Source organism: Pseudarthrobacter sp. GA104 (genome assembly GCF_009741265.1).
GTDB lineage: Bacteria > Actinomycetota > Actinomycetes > Actinomycetales > Micrococcaceae > Arthrobacter.
In genome coordinates, this window is sequence record NZ_WOWL01000001.1 from 620184 (window position 1) to 634510 (window position 14327).

General features: G+C 65.4%; 14 protein-coding genes. 3 read left to right on the forward strand and 11 right to left on the reverse strand.

All coding sequences use genetic code 11. The features are described 5' to 3' along the window. Positions 1 to 289 precede the first annotated feature (289 nt). The 3 genes from moaA to GK109_RS02795 are packed head-to-tail and all read left to right on the forward strand — an operon-like array spanning position 290 to position 3506. Positions 290 to 1423 (forward strand): GTP 3',8-cyclase MoaA, encoded by a 1134-nt coding sequence (gene moaA / locus GK109_RS02785; protein WP_197432390.1) that lies wholly within the window; start codon positions 290 to 292, stop codon positions 1421 to 1423. 5 nt (positions 1424 to 1428) lie between these two features. Next, positions 1429 to 1695 carry a MoaD/ThiS family protein gene (locus GK109_RS02790; RefSeq protein ID WP_157238589.1) on the forward strand — a complete coding sequence of 89 codons (267 nt, stop codon included), beginning with the start codon at positions 1429 to 1431 and terminating at the stop codon, positions 1693 to 1695. A gap of 59 nt (positions 1696 to 1754) precedes the next feature. Beyond that, complete coding sequence (locus tag GK109_RS02795; protein WP_231754786.1) at positions 1755 to 3506, forward strand: HNH endonuclease signature motif containing protein; 1752 nt, start codon at positions 1755 to 1757, stop codon at positions 3504 to 3506. Between the two features lie 73 nt (positions 3507 to 3579). Here the strand turns inward: GK109_RS02795 and GK109_RS02800 are convergent, their stop codons facing one another. From GK109_RS02800 to GK109_RS02850, 11 genes are all read right to left on the reverse strand, one after another. Further along, complete coding sequence (locus GK109_RS02800; RefSeq protein ID WP_370460362.1) at positions 3580 to 4092, reverse strand: DUF1579 domain-containing protein; 513 nt, start codon at positions 4090 to 4092, stop codon at positions 3580 to 3582. Positions 4093 to 4155: 63 nt separating this feature from the next. Further along, entirely contained in the window at positions 4156 to 5499 is a 1344-nt protein-coding gene (locus GK109_RS02805) for a pitrilysin family protein (RefSeq protein WP_157238590.1), read from the reverse strand. Positions 5500 to 5616: 117 nt separating this feature from the next. Next, positions 5617 to 7875, reverse strand: coding sequence for a polyribonucleotide nucleotidyltransferase (locus GK109_RS02810; protein ID WP_157242566.1), 2259 nt, complete (start codon positions 7873 to 7875; stop codon positions 5617 to 5619). Positions 7876 to 8118: 243 nt separating this feature from the next. Then, positions 8119 to 8388 (reverse strand): 30S ribosomal protein S15, encoded by a 270-nt coding sequence (gene rpsO, locus GK109_RS02815; RefSeq protein ID WP_321215859.1) that lies wholly within the window; start codon positions 8386 to 8388, stop codon positions 8119 to 8121. A 181-nt stretch (positions 8389 to 8569) separates the two neighbouring features. Then, complete coding sequence (gene kynU / locus GK109_RS02820; protein ID WP_157238592.1) at positions 8570 to 9829, reverse strand: kynureninase; 1260 nt, start codon at positions 9827 to 9829, stop codon at positions 8570 to 8572. Beyond that, entirely contained in the window at positions 9826 to 10680 is an 855-nt protein-coding gene (gene kynA, locus GK109_RS02825; protein WP_323057607.1) for a tryptophan 2,3-dioxygenase, read from the reverse strand. Before kynA ends, kynU begins: the two co-directional genes overlap by 4 nt. A 26-nt stretch (positions 10681 to 10706) precedes the next feature. Then, positions 10707 to 11690: a bifunctional riboflavin kinase/FAD synthetase gene (locus tag GK109_RS02830; protein ID WP_157238593.1), complete on the reverse strand. Its 984-nt coding sequence runs from the start codon at positions 11688 to 11690 to the stop codon at positions 10707 to 10709. Between the two features lie 134 nt (positions 11691 to 11824). Further along, positions 11825 to 12196, reverse strand: a complete 372-nt coding sequence (locus GK109_RS02835; protein WP_157238594.1) for a winged helix-turn-helix domain-containing protein — start codon at positions 12194 to 12196, stop codon at positions 11825 to 11827. Positions 12197 to 12217: 21 nt separating this feature from the next. Beyond that, positions 12218 to 13249, reverse strand: coding sequence for a TerC family protein (locus tag GK109_RS02840; protein ID WP_157238595.1), 1032 nt, complete (start codon positions 13247 to 13249; stop codon positions 12218 to 12220). Positions 13250 to 13484: 235 nt separating this feature from the next. Continuing rightward, positions 13485 to 13952: a hypothetical protein gene (locus GK109_RS02845; RefSeq protein WP_321215855.1), complete on the reverse strand. Its 468-nt coding sequence runs from the start codon at positions 13950 to 13952 to the stop codon at positions 13485 to 13487. 19 nt (positions 13953 to 13971) lie between these two features. After that, entirely contained in the window at positions 13972 to 14325 is a 354-nt protein-coding gene (locus tag GK109_RS02850; RefSeq protein WP_321215854.1) for a hypothetical protein, read from the reverse strand. Between the last annotated feature and the right edge of the window lie 2 nt (positions 14326 to 14327).

The window sequence follows — 14327 nt, forward strand, 5'->3', positions numbered from 1 at the left end:
TGCCCACCGCGACCGCACCCGCCGCGGCTGCCAGCCACGCGCGGCGCCGTAGCGCTTGCCCATGCCCACTCCGCTGCTCGCGCCCACGTCCATGCCGCAGGGAAGGCGCCGGGCGCTCCGGAAGCCGTGTCCCGCCGTCGTGCGTTGCCTGCCCGGGCTGGGAGCTGTCCACATCTCCAGCATAGATTCGCCGGATACCCGCGTCCCCGTTGCCGGCCACACATTCTGTTTGCCCTGCCCGCACCGTCCCGGGTGTGATGCAGAGCCCATCGTGGCGTAGCCTGAATCCATGAGTGTCCAGCTAGGCATGCCGCAGCCACGGGAGGAAGCGGGCGCAGCGCTGCCGTCCGTCCCGGCGGCCCGCCCCGCCGGCGCTGCTGCCGGACTCGTGGACCGGTACGGCCGCCGAGCCACGGACATGAGGCTGTCCCTGACGGACAAATGCAATCTCCGCTGCACGTACTGCATGCCCGCCGAGGGTTTGGAATGGCTCGCCAAGCAGGCAGTGATGTCCGCGGAGGAAATCGTGCGGATCGTGCGGATCGGAGTGGACCAGCTGGGTGTGCGCGAATTGCGCCTGACCGGTGGCGAACCGCTGGTGCGGCACGACCTGGTTGACATCATTGCCTCACTCCGCCGGAACCATCCCGGGCTGCCCATTTCAATGACCACCAACGGTGTGGGGCTGGCGAAGAAAGCCGCTGCATTGAAGGCGGCCGGCCTGACCCGGATCAACGTGTCCCTGGATTCGCTGCACGAGGAAACCTTCACCCAGCTGACCCGCCGGCCGTTCCTGGACCAGGTGCTGGCCGGGGTGGATGCCGCATGGGCGGCAGGTCTTGGCCCCGTCAAGCTCAACGCCGTCCTGATGCGCGGTATCAACGATGCCGAGGCGCCGTCATTGCTCGCATGGGCGCTGGAGCGCGGCTACGAGCTGCGGTTCATCGAGCAGATGCCGCTCGACGCAGACCATGGCTGGACGCGTCGGAACATGATCACGGCCGCCGAGATCCGTGGGCTGCTCTCGTCCGACTTTGTCCTCAGCCCCGACCCCCGCGCCCGTGACGGCGCCCCGGCGGAGCGCTTTGAAGTACGACGGCGGGAGGCCGGGTCTGTTTCCGACGTTTTGTCCGGCCCGGCCCTGGGCACGGTGGGGATCATCGCCTCCGTGACGGAACCGTTCTGTTCAGACTGCCGCCGGACCCGGATTACTGCCGAGGGCAAGATCATGAGCTGCCTCTTCTCCCGGGAAGAGATTGATTTGCTGGGGTTCCTGCGTTCGGGAGCCAGCGACGGCGAACTCGCCCAGCGCTGGCAGGACGCCATGTGGCTTAAGCCCAAAGCCCACGGAATGGACCACGTGGGACTCGATGCTCCGGACTTCGTCCAGCCGGACCGCAGCATGAGCGCCATCGGGGGCTGAAACTTTTGAACGTACGTTACTTCGCTGCCGCACGCGCTGCCTCCGGCGTCGAGGAAGAGCGCTTCAACCTGGCGGCGGGTTCCACTGTTGCGGATCTCTTGGAGGCTGTCCTGGCAGTCGAGCGCCCTGAACCGCCCACCGGCACTCCTCCGCTGCCCCGCATCCTGTCCCGGAGCAGCTTCCTCCTCAATGAAGTCGCCGTGCGCGATCATTCGGTTGTGTTGAAGGCCGACGACGTAGTGGATGTGCTGCCTCCGTTCGCCGGGGGCTAGGAGAGTTCTCCTCTGCTTGGCACCCGCAAAATGTCAGACCCCCGTTAGAGGATGTTTCCATGGGAAACGGCGCGGGCACGGCACCAGCGATGGAGGGCATTCAGGCCTCCACCTCCCGCCTGAATGCGCTGTTTCTCGAAGATTCCGTCCTGGAAGCCGGCGGTGGTGCCGCCGCCGGGGTTGATGTGCTGCAGCGCCGCTATGAGCTCCGCCTGGAGCGGATGGCCGTGGCGAAGCAACTCGAGGCGCAGATCGCCGCCGTAAAGGCCGGGGACGCGGCAGAGGCCGTCGGAATCCAGCACGCCATGACCCCGCCGGACGCGCCCGTGCACGAACGGACTTACGCCGAGATGTCGGCGGTTGAGGAAATCGCCGGGGTCCTGGCCCTCAGCTCCCCCGCCGCCGGGGCCCTCGTCACCCAGGCCCGCCAACTTGCCACCCTGCCCTTGGCCATGGACGCCCTGGCGGCCGGGACCATCACTTGGCAGCACGCGAAAATCCTCGTCGACGAAACCGATGCCCTTGGCCCTACCGGCGCCGCCGCCCTCGTTGCGCACTTCCTCGACCCCGACGCACCTAAGCCCGCACGCGGAGCCGCCGCCGGTGAACTCGTACCTAACCGGTTCCGCGCAAAGGTCCGCGGCTGGCGTGAACGCCACCATCCCGAGACCCTTGAGAAACGCCACAGCAAATGTGCCGCGGACCGGCGGATGGAATACGCCCCGGACCGTGACGGCATGGCCTGGCTCTCGCTCTACCTGCCCGGCAGCACCGCATCCGCAATCTGGAACCGCACCACCGCCCTCGCCCGCGGACTCCAAGGCCCCAATGAGCCCCGGACGCTCACGCAACTGCGGCCAGACGTCGCCGCCCACCTGCTCCTCAGCGCAGGACCAGCCCTTAGCCACGCACAGGAAAGCACCCCAGGTAAAACCGGCACGGTGGAACACAGCACTGTAGAGGGCACCGACGCCCCTGTAGGGCTGGCTTTCCTTTCCGTCAATGACCAAGCAGATGCCACAACCATCCGCACAGATGCCGCGGGACGAACTGTCGGGGAGGCCTCTGCCGGCGCTGCCACTGACGTCAACAGCGCGTGCGCCGATCTTGCCAACGTTCCGGTGCCCAAGGCGGACGTCCTGGTCACCGTCCCTGTGTTCTCACTCCTCGGCCTCACCGACGAACCCGCAAACCTGGACGGCTACGGGCCCATTCCCGCTTCCATGGCCCGCAAACTCGTCGCTGACGGCGCCGCCTCATTCCATCGCGTCCTGGTGGACCCGCGGGACGGTGCGCCACTGGAAATCGGCCGCACCAGCTACCGCCTCACCAAAGCCATGAAACAAGCACTCCGCCTCCGCGACGGAAAATGCACCTTCCCCGGCTGCAACAACCGGACTTCGGACAACGAGGCAGACCACCTAAAGGCCTGGCACCACGGCGGAACCACCGGAATCAGCAACCTGGCCCAACTCTGCCCCAAACACCACCGCCTCAAACACAACAGCCGCTGGAAACCCACCCCCGGCAGCAAAACCCAGCCACCCGGCTGGACCTCACCCACCGGCCGCCACTACAAGCCCGAACACCACGACTGGGAACCACCCCACTGGCCGCCTGGACTCCTTGCCGCTGAACCCCCGGGGTCCCAGCCGGCGGAACTTCCGCTTGAAGAGCCAGTGGGCGACAACTTTGTGGATCCCGAGGTCTTTTCGCAAGAGGATTCTGTATGGGTCGACTTCTACGCCATGCCCCCGAAACTGCCCGAGGACCCGCTCAAAGAGTGGGAGTGGGGCTTGGTGCACTGGTGACGTCGCTTTGAACCTGACTGAATCTGCCGCCATCTGGATGAGCCGTCATTTTGGTGTGCTTCGTCTGACCGCGTCAGCTCCGCTGGAACGACGACGTCATGAAGGGAACATAGGCCGGGCCGGTCCCGTCGTCCCCGCCGGACCCGTCCGTTGTGGTGCTTGTGGTCTTGCCGCCACGGGTTCGTAGCTCCGTGATGTGGGTGAGTACGTTGCCGTCGACGCGCAACGTATGGCGGGTCCACCCGGCACCGCCCCGGCGTTCCACCCTAAGGGCGCCGTCATGCCACGTGCAGCGGGCGGCGGCTACAGGTGCCGGGCCCGCATTATCCACGTAGTACCAAAAAACATCCTGGTGATCCGGGTCGACAGTGAAGATCCCGTGGCCTTCGGAATGCGTCCCGTCCGGTTCCAGGTGTCGGTAGCTCTGGACGACGGCAGATCCGCCAGCCACCGGGGTGTAGGTCACCTCGGCGTCGACGGTCCGTTCGGGCCCCCAAGGACCGGCGGCGAACCGGGTACTCCCCCGCCAGCGGCCCAGGAAAGCGGCCAGAGCTCCCGGCGCACGGCTGGGAGGGGTCCGTTCCACTGTCCCCTCACCTCCAGAGCCAAGTCCTGCCGTTTGCGAGCTAAGTCCTGCCGTTCCGACGCGTCAGAGTCCGAACGTTTCCGTCTCCTCGAATGGTCCGACGACGGTTACAGTCCTGGGAGCGGCAGCGAGTTCGGCTGCCAATTCCTGGACCTGTTCGGTGGTGACAGCTTTGATCAGGCGCAGGGTTTCGTCAATGTCCTGGTACTCGCCGGACACAAGCTCGGCCCGGCCCAGCCGGGACATCCGCGAACCGGTGTCCTCCAGGGCCAACACGATCCCGCCGCCCAGCTGGCCTACCGCCTTGCGGAGTTCGTCCTCGGCGATGCCGTGCTCAGCCAGCTTGTCCAGCTCCACAGCGAGCAGATCCAGCACCTGCCGTACCTTTGACGGCGTGCAGCCGGCGTACATGCCGAAGTAGCCGGCATCCGCGTAGGAGGACGCGAAGGAGTACGTGGAATACACCAGGCCGCGCTTCTCGCGGATCTCCTGGAACAGGCGTGAGGACATTCCCCCGCCCAGCACGGCATTGAGGACGCTCATGACGTAGCGCCTTTCGTCCGTGGCCACGATCGTGGGGCAACCCATGATGATGTTCGCTTGCTCCACGGCGCGCTTGACGACGTGGAGCCCTGCGGTCCCGGTGATGAGGGCACGTTCGGTGGACCGGCGTTCCACCGGCGCCGCATCGGACTCAAGTGACCAGCCGGCAGACTCAAGCGCATCCACCACAAGGCCGCAGACGACGTCGTGCTCCAGGCCGCCGGCTGCGGTAATCACCAGTTCGTCCGGCCGGTAATAGCGCTGGTAGTGCTCCCACACAGAATCACGGGCCACCGCCTTGATGGCATCCGGTGTGCCGCCAATGGGGCGTCCCAGGGGATGGCTGCCCAGGACGGCTGAGACAAAGTGTTCGTGGGCGACGTCCGTGGGGTCGTCGCTGTCCATGGCGATTTCCTCAAGGATGACATCGCGTTCCTGCTCCATCTCGGCAGGATCGATGACGGCGCCTGTGATCATGTCTGCAATGACGTCGATGGCCATCGGCAGGTCGGAGTCCAGGACCCGTGCGAAGTAGCACGTGCTTTCCTTCGCCGTGGCCGCGTTCGACTCGCCGCCCACCTCGTCAAATGCAGAGGCGATCTCCAGCGCAGTCCGGCGCTTGGTTCCCTTGAACAGGAGGTGCTCGAGGAAATGCGTTGAGCCGTGCTGGCCCGGGGCCTCATCGCGGGAACCGACCCCCACCCAAAATCCGATGGTGGCCGACCGCTGCCCGGGCATCGCCTCGGTCAGTACCCGCACTCCGCCGGGCAGCACCGAACGCCGCACTTCGGAGCCGCCGTCGGCCCCGTGGACCAGGGTATCGCCGCGGTGGTTCTGCTCAAGCGGCAGGGGTACAACAGTCATTGAGGCCTTTCAAGAGGGGCAGCCGGGATCTGGCTGCCATCGTAACAGCGGCGGGGCCGGTGGATCATCCACCGGCCCCGCCTCTTCATGCTGCGGGCGAGCCCGCTGTGCGGTGTGCTAGACCTCTGCGCCTTCAGCGGGCTCCGTGGCGTGAACGCGCTCGGTCTCCCCGGCGCCTTCCTCTTCAGCCACTACCGGAGACAGCGACAGCTTTCCGCGGTCATCGATCTTGGTGATTTCCACCTGGACCTTCTGGCCCACCGAGACAACGTCTTCGACGTTGTCCACGCGCTTGCCGCCTGCGATCTTGCGCAGCTCGGAGATGTGCAGGAGGCCGTCCTTGCCCGGGGTCAGCGAAACGAAGGCACCGAAGGTGGTGGTCTTGACGACCGTACCCAGGTAGCGCTCGCCGATTTCCGGGACCTGCGGGTTGGCAATGGCGTTGATGGCGGAACGCGCTGCTTCTGCAGACGGGCCGTTGGTGGCGCCAATGTAGACCGTGCCGTCGTCCTCGATGGAGATGTCGGCGCCGGTGTCTTCCTGGATCTGGTTGATCATCTTGCCCTTGGGGCCGATGACCTCGCCGATCTTGTCCACGGGGATCTTCACGGCGATGACGCGCGGTGCGAACTCGGAGAGCTCGTCCGGGGTGTCGATGGCCGAGTTGATGACCTCGAGGATGTGCAGGCGTGCCTCGCGGGCCTGCTTCAGGGCTGCTGCCAGCACGGAAGCGGGGATGCCGTCGAGCTTGGTGTCAAGCTGGATGGCGGTAACGAACTCGGAGGTACCGGCAACCTTGAAGTCCATGTCGCCGAAGGCATCTTCGGCACCAAGGATGTCGGTCAGCGCAGCGTAGCGGGTCTGGCCGTCCACCTGGTCGGAGACCAGGCCCATGGCGATGCCGGCGACGGCGGCCTTCAGGGGCACACCTGCGTTCAGCATCGAGAGGGTGGAGGCGCAAACGGAGCCCATGGACGTCGACCCGTTGGAACCGAGGGCTTCGGATACCTGGCGGATGGCGTACGGGAACTCCTCGCGGGACGGCAGGACCGGCACGAGCGCGCGCTCAGCCAGGGCACCGTGGCCGATTTCGCGGCGCTTCGGGGAACCGACGCGGCCGGTCTCGCCGGTGGAGTACGGCGGGAAGTTGTAGTTGTGCATGTAGCGCTTGGTCTTCACCGGAGACAGCGAGTCGATCTGCTGTTCCATCTTCAGCATGTTCAGCGTGGTGACGCCCATGATCTGGGTTTCACCACGTTCGAAGATGGCCGAACCGTGAACGCGCGGCAGGACCTCGACCTCGGCGGTGAGCTGGCGGATGTCCGTGAGGCCACGCCCGTCAATGCGGATCTGGTCCTTCAGGATGCGCTGGCGCACAACGTGCTTGGTGACCGAGCGGAACGCTGCGGACAGCTCCTTCTCGCGGCCTTCGAACTGGCCGGCGAGGGAGGCGGTGACCTCGTCCTTCAGGGCGTCCGAAGCGTTGTCGCGCTCCTGCTTGTCCGCGATCTGGAAGACGGCGGCGAGCTTCTCAGCGGCAGCGGCCTCGACGGCGGCGTAAACATCGTCCTCGTAGTCCAGGAAGACCGGGAATTCAACGGTCGGCTTGGCAGCGCGGGCGGCGAGGTCGGCCTGGGCTTCGCACAGTGCCTTGATGAACGGCTTGGCAGCCTCGAGGCCCTCGGAGACAACCTCTTCGGTGGGGGCGGTGGCGCCCTGTTCCTTGATGAGGTTCCAGGAGTTGTCGGTGGCTTCGGCTTCGACCATCATGATGGCGACGTCGTCACCGGCAATGCGGCCGGCAACCACCATGTTGAAGACGGAGTGCTCCAGCTGGGAGTGCTTGGGGAAAGCCACCCACTGTGACCCGTTTTCGTCAGCAACCAGGGCAACGCGGACGCCGCCGATGGGGCCGGAGAACGGCAGGCCGGACAGCTGCGTGGACATGGAGGAGGCATTGATGGCCACCACGTCGTAGAGCTCGTCCGGGTTGATCGCCAGGACGGTGACCACGATCTGGACCTCGTTCCGCAGGCCCTTGATGAAGGCGGGGCGCAGCGGGCGGTCCATCAGGCGGCAGGCCAGGATGGCTTCGGTGGACGGGCGTCCTTCACGGCGGAAGAACGAGCCCGGGATGCGGCCGGCAGCGTACATGCGCTCTTCGACGTCGACCGTCAGCGGGAAGAAGTCAAAGCCTTCACGCGGGTGCTTGCCTGCAGTGGTGGCGGACAGCAGTGCGGTGTCATCGTCGATGTACACCATGGCTGCGCCGGCTGCCTGCTTGGCAAGGCGGCCGGTTTCAAAGCGGATTACGCGCTTGCCGAAACGGCCATTGTCAATGACTGCTTCCGAGAACTGGATTTCGGGACCCTCCAAGAGAGTCACCTCCGTTTCTGTTTTACGGAAGTCCAGCCGCATCAACCCAGCCAGCATCTGTCTACTGGCCCTGCACCCGGTCATCGATCGAGACCCACGGGCCGCCGGCTTCAGTCAACGAAGCCGTTCCCGGGGATCACTACCGAGGACCGCGAATGCGTGATGCGGTTGATCCTCCTGTTTAGTTTTTCTTTTGAAGAAGGCGGCCCGTTCCATGCTGGAATGGGCCGCCCCTAAGTCCGACTAGCGGCGCAGGCCGAGGCGCTCGATGAGCGAACGGTAGCGGGCGATGTCAGTCTTCTTGAGGTAGCCCAGCATGCGCTTGCGACGACCAACCATGGCCAGCAGACCGCGCTGGGTGTGGTAATCGTGCTTGTGCTCCTTCATGTGCTCAGTCAGATCCTTGATCCGCTGGGTCAGGACGGCAACCTGGACCTCCGGCGAACCGGTGTCGCCTTCGCCGGTTGCGTATTCCTTGATGATGGACTGCTTTACAGCGGCGTCAAGTGCCACAATAACTCCTAGGGATGTGCCGTGAGGGCCCAGGTCAGTAACTCACTGCCGGGTCTGCCGCCGCAGCCGTTGCCGGAAAACCGGGGCGGGCCGTACGCAACAGGAACCAGCCGCCACGGACTGCAGCTGGATCCATCGTCCAGTTTACCGGCCACTGCCTAATGTTGTCGAAACAGCCCCGTTATCCCTGCAGGCAGTCCCGCATCGCCTCCATGCCCCGCAGAACCTCCCGGTAGCTGGTGCTCAGCGGCGAAAGGCCCACGCGGATACCGCGCGGAGCGCGGAAGTCCGGGATCACGTCCCGGTCCCACAGCGCCTGAACTGTCGCCTTGGTGAAATCCGGATGGTCGATGGTGATGTGGCTGCCGCGCTCTGCCGGATTCCGCGGTGAGGCAAGTTCAGCGCCCAGCGGCGCGAGCCAGGCGTCAAAGACCTCGACGGCGAAGGCCGTGAGCTTCTCCGACTTGGCCCGGATGGCGGCCATGGACGCTTCTTCAATGACATCGAGGGTGCCCTGCATGGCCAGCATCCCGAAAATCGCCGGCGTTCCGCTGAGGAACCCGCGGATTCCGGCTGCCGGCTCATAGCCGGCAGCCATTTCGAACGCGTCCTTGCGACCCATCCATCCCCAGATCGGCTGGTTGAGCGACGCCAGGTGGCGCTGGTTCACGTACGCGAAGGCCGGCGACCCCGGTCCGCCGTTGAGGTATTTGTAGGTGCAGCCGGCGGCGAAGTCGGCGCCGGCACTGTCCAGGGCGATCTCCACTGACCCCGCGGAGTGGCACAGGTCCCACACAACCAGCGCGCCGGCGTCGTGCACTGCGGCCGTGATGGCGGGGAGGTCCGCCAGGTGGCCCGAGCGGTAGGCGATCTGGCTCAGGAGTACGACGGCGGTACGCGGCCCGGTTGCCTGGCGCACCTGTTCGACGGTCACCCCGGCGGCCGGATCCGCCTGGATCCAGCGCAGGGTAAGTCCCTCCTCCAGTGCGATGCCCTCGACGAGGTACCGGTCCGTGGGGAAGTTTTCGGTGTCAAGGACCAGCTCGTTGCGGTCCGGATCGGCAACCGCTGCGAGGGCGGCACGGATCAGCTTGTAGAGCACCACGGTGGTGGAGTCGGCGATGATGGTCTGGCCCGGCGCGGCGCCGAGGACTGCCCGTCCGAGCTGGTCGCCGATGGACTGCGGCAGGCCCAGCCACTGCTCGTCCCAGCCGCGGATCAGCCGCCCTCCCCAGTCGTCGCGGATGAAGGTTGCGATGTCCTCCGCGGTCCGCTTCAGCGGCCGGCCCAGTGAGTTTCCATCGAGGTAGGACACGGCCGTGTCGGTGCCGATGAAGTGCTCGCGGTAGTGCCCCAGCGGATCCTCCCGGTCGAGTTCCGCGGCCCGTTGCTGCAACTGCTCCGCAGCCGGCGCAGCTGCATTCTCCTGGTGGATGCTCATTGTCCGATCTCCGTCCTGACAGCGAAAAGTTCCGGGAAGAAGGTCAGTTCGAGGGCCTTCTGGAGGAACGCAGCACCGCTGGATCCGCCGGTCCCGGATTTCATGCCGATGGTCCTTTGGACGGTCCGCAGGTGCCGGAAGCGCCACAGCTGGAAGTTGTCTTCCAGGTCCACCAGTTCCTCGCAGGCCTCGTAAGCCCCCCAGTTGCCCGCCGCGTTCTCGTAGATGTGCTTGAACAGCGGCACCAGTTCCGGCGTGTACTCGTGCGCTTTGGTGACGTCCCGTTGCAGGACGGACGCCGGCACATCAAAACCCTGCCGGGAGAGGTAGGCGAGGAATTCGTCGTAGATGCTGGGAGCCGCCAGCAGTTCCTCAAGCATGGCGTGCGCCTCCGGGTCCGACTCGAACACCGGGAGCATCTTGCGGTTCTTGTTGCCCAGCACGAACTCCACTGCGCGGTACTGGCTCGACTGGAAGCCGGAGGAATTGCCGAGGAAGCCGCGGAATTGGGAGTACTCGGTGGGGGTCAGGGTGGCCAGGACGGACCACTGCTCGGTGAGGGTTTTCTGGATGTGCTTCACCCGGGCAATGCCTTTGAGCGCCGACCCCAGGTCGTCTGCCCGGAGCCAGGCGGCGGCGCTGCGCAGTTCATGGAGCACCAGTTTCAGCCACAGTTCCGTGGTCTGGTGCTGGATGATGAAGAGAAGTTCATCGTGGTGTTCGGGCTTGCTGACCGGCTGCTGCGCGCTCAGGAGGGTTGGCAGCTGCAGGTAGGACGCGTAGCTCATCCGCGAGCTGAAGTCGCGGACAATCCCCTTGTCCAGCTTCCGGGTGTTCTTCTCGACGGACACGGGTACTGCCTTTCGTTGGTGGCGGCCTAGCGCCTGGCCAGCAGCCCGTGTGCCTGGATGACGTCCAGGCGCATCTGCTCCACGAGTGCCTCCGGCCCACGGTAAGCCACCATGCCCCGGAGCCGGGCAACAAATTCCACAACTACTGTCTGGCCGTAGAGATCGAAGTCCTCCACGTCCTCCTTGGGCCGGTCGATCACGTGGGCCTCCACCTGGCGGCTGACGCCGTCGAACGTGGGGTTCGACCCTACGGAAATGGCCGCGGGCCAACGGGTACCGGCCTGGTCCACCAGCCAGCCGGCGTAGATGCCGTCGGCTGGGATCAGGCCGCTGGCGTTGCTGGCGAGGTTGGCGGTGGGAAAGCCAAGTGCGCGGCCGCGTGCGGCGCCGTGAACAACCTCGCCGCGCATCCGGTGCGGACGCCCCAGGACAGCGGACGCCGTGGCGACGTCGCCTTCCTGCAGGGCCTCCCGCACCCAGGTGGAGGAGCAGCGGCGGTCCGTGCCGTCGTCGTCATGCAGGGGGTAGCCCTCAGAGCCGAACTCGCTGATCACCTGCACCTCAAACCCGAACTTCTGGCCGAGGGCCTTCATGGTGTCCAGGTCCCCCGAATTGTTGCGTCCGAAGCGTACGTCGTGGCCGATGACCACATGGCCGGCGTGCAGGCAGTCCACCAGGTACTGCTCCACGAACTCTTCAGGGGTGAGGCTGGCCAGGTCCAGCGAATACTTCATGACCAGGATGGCGTCCAGGCCCAGCTCCCCCAGCGCCTCGAGCTTGTCCTGCAGGCCCATGATCAGCTCGGGCGCGGACTCGGGACGGTGGACCAGGGCCGGGTGTGGATCGAAGGTGACCACAACAGCTTTGGACCTTGTGATCCGGGCCGTGCGGACCAGTTCGGAGAGCACCTGCTGGTGTCCCCGGTGCACTCCGTCAAAGTTTCCGATGGTGACAACAGATGGGCCGAAGTCCGCCGGGACCTCGGACGGATCGTTCCAGATGTAGACCATCACCCTCGCCTTAAACGCTTGCAAGTATCAATGTTCGGGCCGGTACCGGCCGCGGAACTCTCTAAGATTACCTGCATTCGCCTGGCCAACTTTGCCAAGCCGGGCGGGTGCCGGGAAAGCAGCGGGTTTGGCTGTTACGGTTCCGCCGGTGCCGCCGGAGCATCGCCCGGCGCAGCCGCTGTGAACAGGCGGATCAAGCCGTCCACTTCCTGCGCGGCAGTGGCGGGATGCCGGAAATGCTGGTGGGGCCGGATGGTGTAGTGGGTCCTGCGCCCCACCCTTGTCCGCAGCAGATAGCCCGCACTTTCAAGGTCCTTGAGGATCTGCAGGGCGGCCCGGGTGGTGATGCCCACCCGCTCAGCGATGTCTGCAACCAGGATGTCCGGCTCCTGTGCCACGGACAGCAGGACATGCCCGTGGTTGGTGAGGAAGGTCCAGGCAGGCCGGGCAGGCCCGCCTGGACCCGGAGCCTCCTGACCGCTGTCGGCGGAACGTTCAGCTGTCATGGATGCTCCATCGTTTGGGGGTCACAGGTGGCTGGACCTGTTGGGCTGCCTGCGGCGCCACAGCGGTTCCAGGGCTTCCAGGTCCTCGGGGGCGGCGGATCCAAACGGTGCGCGCTCCGGTGCGGGCAGCGGACGGCGCTCCTGGCCCCGTGTTGCCCACAGGCTGGCTCCTACCGACACGGAGAGGATCGCGGCAATAACTGCCAGGGACACCGGAGTGGGGATGTAGTAGATATCGATCTTCAGGAACATCTTGATGCCCACCCAGATCAGGACGAGGGCCAGGCCGGTCTTCAGGTAGATGAACCGGTGGATAAGGTCCGCCAGGAGGAAGTACATGGCGCGAAGGCCCAGGATGGCGAAGGCATTCGCGGTGAACACCAGGAACACGTCATCGGTGACGGCGAAGATGGCAGGAATCGAATCGACGGCGAAGATGATGTCAGTCGCCTCGACGAGGACCAGGACCGCGAGCAGCGGAGTGGCCAGGAGCACGCCGCGGCGCCGGATCAGGAACCTCTGCCCGTGGAAGTCGTCCGTCATGGGCACGTGCCGTCGGAAGAACTTCAATGCCCGGGACTTCTCCGGATCCACGTGGTCGTTACGGTGCCGGATCATCCGGTAGCCGGTGATGAGCAGGAACGCGGCGAACAGGTAGAGCACCCACCCGGCGCTGGCGATGATGGCGGCGCCGGCCGCAATGAAGACGCCTCGGAACACCAGGGCACCGAGGACACCGAAGAACAGGACGCGGTGCTGGTACTCCCGCGGTACGGCGAAGTACGTGAAGATGATTGCCCAAATAAACACGTTGTCCACGGCGAGGGACTTTTCAATCAGGTAGCCGGCAAAGTACTGCTGGCCAAACTCCGCACCGTACAGCTGCCACACCAGGACACCGAAACCAACGCCAAAGGCCACCCAGACGGCGGACCACAGCGCCGCCTCCCGCACGCCGATCACGTGCGCCTTGCGGTGGGCAAAGAGGTCCAAGGCAAGCATCAGGACGATAAAGAGCAGGACAGCCAGCCAGCCCCACAGGGGAACATACATGAAGGAACCCACTTCCAGTCAGATAAACCAACCGGAGGTCTTTCCCGGCTCCCGCGGGAGCCTGCTTCACCGGGCCGCTCAGGGGCGGCCGGACTGACGACGAAGCATTCGGGGATACTCCCCTCCATACGAAATAGTGAAGCAGACTTCATGTGTCCGGACAAGGGTTCTTGACGAGGTTTCCGGACGAAGTTTCAGGCGCCTTTCGCGGCCGCGGCCTGGTGGAAAGAGTGCCTCAGGCAGCAGCCCGTGCACCCGGGCGCCGCCGGTACAGCCATACCAGGCCCAGCACGGGCAGCAGCAACGGAATGAAGGCGTAGCCCCGGCCGAACAGCGACCAGACCGTCTCGTGCGGGAACTGGACGGGGTCGAAGAGGCTCAGGGCGCCCACCACCAGCACGCCCACCAGTTCAACCAGCACCGCGGCAACCGAAACCTTGAACCAGGTGGTGCCGGCTTTGGCCAGCGACACGGTGGCCACCACGTACACGAGGGCCGCGAAGGCGGACAGCAGGTAAGCGAGCGGAGCCTCTGAGAACTTGGTGAGGATCTGGTAGCCGGCACGGGCGGACGCCGAGATGGCAAAGACGGCGTACACAGCGATGAGCAGCCGCCCCGGGCCGGTATTGCGGCTGTTGACGCCGGCTTGGCTGTTGCCCGGGGTGTGCCCTCCGGCGGCGCTTGTTGCCTGCTGGTCTTTCACGTTGTGTGCTTCTTCCACTTCAGTACCAGATCTGGTTCATGCGGGCCGCCATCACCAGTGCGGTGACGCCGACGGCGGCCAGGACAAAGTTACTCCATCTGGTCCGCTCCAGGATGGACCAGTAGACGGCAGCCGGCGGCAGGAGCATGGCCGTGACCAGGTACCCCCAGAATTCCCATGCCTCGCCGGCGATGGGCTCGCCGGCGATGACCCGGATGATCGAGCCCACCAGGTAGACCAGGAGGGAGACCTCCACCGCCGCCACGGACAGGATAGTGACGTCGTTCGGCGCCTTCTTGAGGATTCCTGCCGTGAGGCACACGCCCGTGGAAAGGAGCCCGACCACCAGGATGATGTAGAAATAGGCGTCCACGC